This is a genomic window from Holdemania filiformis DSM 12042, assembly GCF_000157995.1.
GTDB classification, from domain to species: domain Bacteria; phylum Bacillota_I; class Bacilli_A; order Erysipelotrichales; family Erysipelotrichaceae; genus Holdemania; species Holdemania filiformis.
The window spans coordinates 184,688-188,800 of sequence record NZ_GG657552.1 but is presented as its reverse complement, the minus strand read 5'-3'; the positions used below and the strand labels follow the sequence as shown (position 1 = coordinate 188,800).

Here is a 4,113-nt window from a genome sequence, read left to right as displayed (position 1 = left end):
CCGGATGGCTGGACGACGTGGTACATGCTCAGCCGGCTGGACCGCAACATGAATTCATTCCAGCGAGCCATGACCTCCGCACCGGTTTCCTCGAGTTCCGGCCCGCATGGCGGCAGCTTCGGCGGAGGCGGGGGCGGCGGCTTTACCGGCGGCGGCTTCGGCGGTACCTCCGGCAGCGGCTGGTAAGCAGCTCAATCCGCATTCAATATCCGCTAATCGAAATGAACACGAAAGCCGCAGGTTACCAGAACTTGCGGCTTTTCTTCTGCACCGATCATTCAGAGAAGCAGCGCCTATTCCTTTAAGAACTGATCTTGGTTCAGTCAGGACTGCCATTTTACCGTTTCCATCAGTTTATCTCGTGCTTTGTTTCAAGAAGATGCACTGTCACTCGCTTGAAAACAAAGCCTTTTCTGCCTTCGTTACCAGACAAGAAAACACGGCTTACCACCGTGCTTTCATCGCTTTTTCCATCTCCCGCTTCGCGTCCTTCATCTTCGCGTCTTCGCGCTTATCATACAGCGCTTTGCCCTTGGCCAGCGCAATTTCCATCTTGGCCCGGCCATTCTTTAAATACAGCTTAACCGGGACAACGGTATATCCCTTCAGCTTGACCTTCTGCTGGAGCTTGACGATTTCCAGCTTGTGCAGCAATAGCTTCCGTTCGCGGGTTTCGTCATGATTGAACTGGTTGCCATGATCATAGGCCGCGATGTGCATCTCCTTGATCCAGGCTTCACCACTGATGAAACTGACGTAGGCGTCCTTAAACTGCGCCTTCCCCTGACGGATCGATTTAATTTCAGTTCCGGTCAGGACCAGTCCGGCTTCGAAGCGTTCCTCCAACGAATAGTCATGGGACGCCTTGCGGTTGACGGCAATGATTTTTTCACCGCTCATCGTGATTCCTCCTTACGCTTGAGTGGGTTTCGGTTTCCGCCGGCGGTTGCGCCGCCGTTTGTTTTTGATCGGGGCCGGTTCCGCAGGCCGGCTCGGTTCCTTACGGGGACCGGCTTTTTTCTTCGCTGCGGGAATAGGCTCGCGTTTTTCCTTGCGCGGCCGGACGAGATCGAAGTCGATCTCCTGATGGAGCTTACTGGCGCCGGTCACTTTAATCTTGACACGCTGCCCCAGCCGGTATATCTTCTTTGTCCGCTCGCCCTTCAGGCTCAGCGTATCCGGATCGTAATGATAGTAATCGTCCGTCAGCTTCTGCACGTGGACCAGACCTTCGACAGTATTTTCCAGTTCGACAAAGAAACCGAACTTCGTGACGCCGCTGATGACGCCTTCGGCAATCTTACCGATCTGATCCTCCATGTATTCAGCTTTCTTCATATCTTCAACTTCCCGTTCCGCTTCGATCGCGGCCCGTTCCCGCTCAGAGGTCAGTTTGCCATATTCCTCCATTTTCAGTTCGTCCTGTTTCATCATTTCCGGATCCAATGCGGTTCCGAAGCCGTATTTGTGAAGCATCCGATGAACGATCAAATCCGGATACCGGCGGATCGGCGAGGTGAAGTGCGTATATTCTTCCAGCGCCAGTCCGAAATGGCCCAGACAGCGCGGATCATATTTCGCTTTCTGCATACTTCGCAGCATCATCGTCGAGATGACCGGATAGGCCGGATCGTCTTTGAACGAATCCAAAAGCTGCTGCAGCTGCAGCGGACGAATTTGTTCAACGCTGCCTTTAAAGCGCTTGCCCATCAACAGGACGATCTTCGCGAAATCCCGCAGCTTTTTCGGCTCCGGCGCTTCGTGCACCCGGTACAGGGCCGGAATCTCAAACCATTTCATGTGCCGGGCCACGCATTCGTTGGCCGTGACCATGAAATCCTCGATGATCATTTCCGCTTCCTTGCGCTCGCGCACCTGGATCTCTTCAATTTTATTTTGTTCGTTTAAAATGATTTTCGCTTCCGGCGTTTCAAAGTCAATCGCTCCAGCCTCATGACGGCGCTTGCGGATCGCCCGCGAACAATCCCGCATCCAACCGATCATTTCCGTCAGCTTCTTGTATTTCCGGCAGGCTTCTTCCTCGCCTTCCAGAATCGCGTTCACCGCGGTATAGGTCATCCGCTCCGTTGTCTTAATAAAGGATGGAAAGATTTCATAATTGAGGATTTCCCCGGCCTCGCTGATCTCCATTTCACACGACAGCGTCAGCCGCAGCACTTTCGGATTCAAAGAACAGATTCCATTGGATAACAGGTGCGGAAGCATCGGCACTACACGGTCGACGACATAGGTGGACGTGCCACGTTTGAGCGCTTCCTGATCAAGCGGACTGTTCTCCGGAACATAGTGGGAAACATCCGCGATATGAACGCCCAGCCGATAACCGCCGGCAATCTTCTCAACGCAGACCGCGTCGTCCAGATCCTTGGAATCCTCGCCGTCAATCGTGATAATCATTTTCCCGGTGCAGTCGCGGCGGCCTTCTTTTTCTTTCGGCGATACGCGCGACGGCGTCCGCTGCGCCTGTTCCATGACTTCCTCCGGGAACTGCGGATCGATATCGTATTCCAGCAGCACTGACAGAATATCCACGCCTGGGTCGTCTATATGGCCTAACAGCTGGACAATTTCCAGCTCCATCGGATCGCCGTAGCGCAAGACCTTCAATAAAACCTTCGTGCCGCTGACCATTTTAAAAGCCTGCCAGTTTTTGACGATCAGCCGGGACTTAATCCGCTCATCATCCAGCCGCAGCTGCAGCCCCTTGCCCACAGACGTGAAAAACGTCCCGACCAGGGTGTTCGTCTTGTGCTGCAGAACGCGGATGACCTCGCCTTCATCACTGCCATAGAAAGACGGCAGTTTCTTAACGATCGCCACATCGCCGTTCATCGCTCCGTGCAGATTGGCTTCCGTGATGTGGATGCTGTTCTCATCTTCCAAGTCCAAAAAGCCAAAGCCTTTGCGATTAACGGATAACGCTCCCTGATAGTAGCCGCCCATTCGGGCCGGCATCAGATTACCTTTCTGACTGAACACGATCACATACTGTTCCGCCAGTTCGTTGACTGCTTTATTCATCGCCACGAATTCTTCGGTCGTGGACAGCCCCAGGGTTTCCTGCAGCTGAGCCAGACTCAGCGGACGATAGTGCTCGTCGGCAATCATTGTTTCAATTTGTTGTTTTATGTCTATTTGTTCCATAACTTCACCTCGAATTTCTTTAATAATATGAAAAAAGGCCGCTGTTGACGGCCGTTAGTTCAGTACCCTAATCACAATGACCAGCACGAAGAACAAAATTCCGACAACCAGGGTGGCATTGGAAATAATCTTCTCCGGTCCTCTCTCTTTTACATTGGCAAACAGATTTAATCCGCCGCTCCCAGTAAAAGCACCGCTGATCCCGTCTGATTTTCCACTTTGTAACAGAGAAAGAAGTATTAAAATCACGGACACCACCATCAATAAGATATCAAGCATCTTAATCCTCCTTTCAGATTTATCGCTTTTCTATTATAACAAAGGCGTAGTCAAATTGCAAACAGTTCCGCTGAATTTCAGGAGGAAAGCGGGAATTCCCTGTGCTTCTTCCTTATTGTTCACCAGGAACAAGAGATTTAATCCGACGGCTTCGCTTCTTTCCCTATACTTGGCTTTAATCCCATGAAAAAAGACAGTCTGCGAAAGACTGTCTTTTCAAATGAAGATGTATTCTGCTTATTTCTTAACGTTGTAGAAGCAGTCCATGCCCTGGTATTCAGCGATTGGGCCCAGTTCATCCTCAATGCGGATCAGCTGGTTGTACTTCGCGATACGGTCTGTACGGCTCATCGAACCGGTCTTGATCTGGCCGGCATTCAGACCGACAGCGATATCCGCAATCGTCGTATCTTCGGTTTCACCGGAACGGTGGGAAACGACGCAGGTATAGCCAGCCTTCTTCGCCATTTCGATAGCGTCAAAGGTTTCTGTCAGAGAACCGATCTGGTTGACCTTGATCAGGATCGAGTTTGCGATGCCCTTTTCAATGCCTTCCTTCAGGATTGCCGGGTTGGTAACGAACAGATCGTCGCCGACCAGCTGAATCTTGCTTCCCAGCTTGTCTGTCAGTTTCTTCCAGCCGTCCCAGTCTCTTTCGCCTAAACCGTC

General features: G+C 51.7%; 4 protein-coding genes and 1 pseudogene. 1 reads left to right on the top strand and 4 read right to left on the bottom strand.

Translation table 11 applies throughout. The features are described from left to right. Nucleotides 1-186: hypothetical protein (locus HOLDEFILI_RS19505; RefSeq protein WP_039863676.1), on the top strand; the 186-nt coding region annotated here is incomplete at its 5' end. Nucleotides 187-444: 258 nt separating this feature from the next. Here HOLDEFILI_RS19505 and smpB read toward each other — a convergent pair. The 4 genes and pseudogenes from smpB to eno form a co-directional block, all read right to left on the bottom strand. Continuing rightward, complete coding sequence (gene smpB, locus HOLDEFILI_RS01715; RefSeq protein ID WP_006057621.1) at nt 445-900, bottom strand: SsrA-binding protein SmpB; 456 nt, start codon at nt 898-900, stop codon at nt 445-447. Nucleotides 901-912: 12 nt separating this feature from the next. Then, nucleotides 913-3,165 (bottom strand): ribonuclease R, encoded by a 2,253-nt coding sequence (rnr, locus tag HOLDEFILI_RS01710; RefSeq protein WP_006057620.1) that lies wholly within the window; start codon nt 3,163-3,165, stop codon nt 913-915. 54 nt (nt 3,166-3,219) lie between these two features. Continuing rightward, on the bottom strand, nt 3,220-3,444 hold the full coding sequence (gene secG, locus HOLDEFILI_RS01705) for a preprotein translocase subunit SecG (RefSeq protein ID WP_006057619.1): 225 nt from the start codon (nt 3,442-3,444) through the stop codon (nt 3,220-3,222). A 237-nt stretch (nt 3,445-3,681) separates the two neighbouring features. Next, nucleotides 3,682-4,113 (bottom strand): annotated as a pseudogene (eno, locus tag HOLDEFILI_RS01700) (phosphopyruvate hydratase); the annotation flags it as partial.

What these genes read in the sequence shown, in the direction of transcription:
- smpB (WP_006057621.1), bottom strand. Translation starts at nt 900, where the DNA reads ATGAGCGGTGAAAAAATCATTGCCGTCAACCGCAAGGCGTCCCATGAC.
- rnr (WP_006057620.1), bottom strand. Translation starts at nt 3,165, where the DNA reads ATGGAACAAATAGACATAAAACAACAAATTGAAACAATGATTGCCGAC.
- secG (WP_006057619.1), bottom strand. Translation starts at nt 3,444, where the DNA reads ATGCTTGATATCTTATTGATGGTGGTGTCCGTGATTTTAATACTTCTT.